Here is a 1,973-nt window from a genome sequence, read left to right as displayed (position 1 = left end):
GATACCCATAGATTGCTCGAGCTTCTTGACCGTATGGCTCAGGGCCGACTGTGTCAGATGCAGTGCCGTGGCCGCCGCGGTAAGGGAGCCTTGGCGCTCGACCTCCCGGACGAGGACGAGATGAAATCGCTCAAGCATGACGGCTCCGCGCGCTGTAAAAGATGAACTCCAGCATCAATAATGGCAAAACATGGTTCATGAACATGGTTAATGAATGGATGAAATAATTCCATTATATTTCATGTATTGATCATCATATCATCGCGTCTCGACCTGGTCGCTGATGTGCTGGATAGGATGCTGCCACCATTGCCAACGTGCGCTGACAGGTGACCGCGCCGCGGGACACGAATCCATCCTGGCAAGGAGCGAAGCATGCCCTGCCGCAACCATCACAAGTGCAAGATTGCCGATCGGAAACGCCACCTTTAAACCATGAATAATACCAATGTTTTATGAAATCAATTCATTTTATTCATGGATTACATAGCATAAAATTATGAAAATGCAAGAAGCAAATGCAGCATCTACATCAGAAATCAGGTTCCCAGATCACATGAGTAAAGATTTTACATTTGCCATCAAGCGCATTTGCTTCGACGAAGACTACCAGCCGTCGGAGAGTACGCGTATCACGACCAACTTTGCCAACCTGGCCAGAGGAACGAGTCGCCAGCAGAACCTGCGCAACACATTCAGGATGATTGACAATCGTTTCAATGCGCTCGCGCATTGGGATAATCCTGAAGGCGATCGCTATGGCGTCGAACTGGAAATCATTTCTGTTGAAATGATAATCGACCGCACGAGCAACGGCACTGCCCTTCCTTTGATCGAGATATTGAAAACCAGTATTGTCGATCGAAAAACCAATGAGCGCATCCAGGGCATCGTAGGGAACAACTTCTCCTCGTACGTGCGGGACTACGACTTCAGCGTTCTATTGCTGAAACACAACAAGAACCAATCCGGATTCAGCACGCCGGAGAATTTTGGAAATCTGCACGCGAAGCTGTTCAAATGCTTCGTGAATTCGGATGCTTACAAGGCCAATTTCAGCAAGCAACCCGTTATCTGCCTGAGCGTTTCCAGCAGCAAGACCTACCATCGGACCGCAAATCAGCATCCGGTCCTGGGCTTTGAATATCAGCAGGACGAGTACTCTCTGACTGACGAATATTTCAGGAAGATGGGGATGAAGGTCCGCTATTTCATGCCTCCGAGTAGTGTTGCGCCGTTGGCTTTCTATTTCTCCGGCGACCTGCTTGCTGACTATAGCGATCTCGAGCTTATCGGCACCATCAGCACGATGGATACGTTCCAGAAAATCTATCGCCCGGAGATTTACAACGCGAATTCCGCAGCCGGAAAGTTCTATCGGCCAAGCCTGAAGCATCAGGATTTCTCGCTGACGCGCATTGATTACGACCGGGAAGAACGCAGTCGTCTGGCAATCGAGCAGGGAAAGTTCGTCGAGGAGCACTTCATCAAACCATACGAGGCTGTTCTCGAACAGTGGTCCGCTAACTACGCTCTTTGATCAATCGAAAATACAGGTCACCTATTGTGAAGAAACTGCTACCCACTTCAACTGCCGGCAGCTTGCCTAAACCCTCCTGGCTTGCAGAACCCGAGAAACTCTGGTCACCCTGGAAATTACAGGGCGAAGGATTGATCGAGGGCAAACAGGATGCTTTGCGTCTGTCGTTGCAGGAGCAACAGCAAGCAGGCATCGATATCGTCAGTGACGGCGAGCAGACGCGCCAGCATTTTGTGACCACGTTTATCGAACATCTGGACGGCGTCGATTTCGAGCACCGCAAGACGGTTAGAATCCGCGATCGCTACGATGCCAGCGTGCCAACGGTCGTCGGGGATGTTGCTCGTCAGAAGCCCGTCTTCGTCGAAGATGCCCGGTTCTTGCGTCAGCAAACGAACCAACCGATCAAGTGGGCGCTGCCCGGTCCGATGAC

General features: G+C 50.8%; 3 protein-coding genes. 2 read left to right on the top strand and 1 reads right to left on the bottom strand.

Annotation, left to right across the window (positions count from 1 at the left end; translation table 11 throughout):
- The coding region (locus WM40_RS29315; protein WP_157793822.1) for a LysR family transcriptional regulator at nucleotides 1-138 on the bottom strand (138 nt) is incomplete at its 3' end.
- A 418-nt stretch (nucleotides 139-556) separates the two neighbouring features.
- Here WM40_RS29315 and WM40_RS26570 point away from each other — a divergent pair.
- A complete protein-coding gene (locus WM40_RS26570; RefSeq protein ID WP_046154570.1) occupies nucleotides 557-1,540 on the top strand; it encodes a DUF1852 domain-containing protein in 984 nt (327 codons plus the stop codon).
- A gap of 26 nt (nucleotides 1,541-1,566) precedes the next feature.
- On the top strand, nucleotides 1,567-1,973 hold a 407-nt coding region (locus tag WM40_RS29310), incomplete at its 3' end, for a uroporphyrinogen decarboxylase/cobalamine-independent methonine synthase family protein (RefSeq protein ID WP_461786675.1).

The sequence above is a fragment of the Robbsia andropogonis genome (genome assembly GCF_000970345.1).
In the GTDB taxonomy this organism is placed as follows: Bacteria; Pseudomonadota; Gammaproteobacteria; order Burkholderiales; family Burkholderiaceae; genus Robbsia; species Robbsia andropogonis.
The sequence above is the reverse complement of the archived record's forward strand: the minus strand, read 5'-3'. Positions and strand labels throughout refer to the sequence as shown.

Excerpts from the sequence above, each read along its gene's own strand:
- WM40_RS26570 (WP_046154570.1), top strand. The coding sequence starts at position 557 with ATGAGTAAAGATTTTACATTTGCCATCAAGCGCATTTGCTTCGACGAA.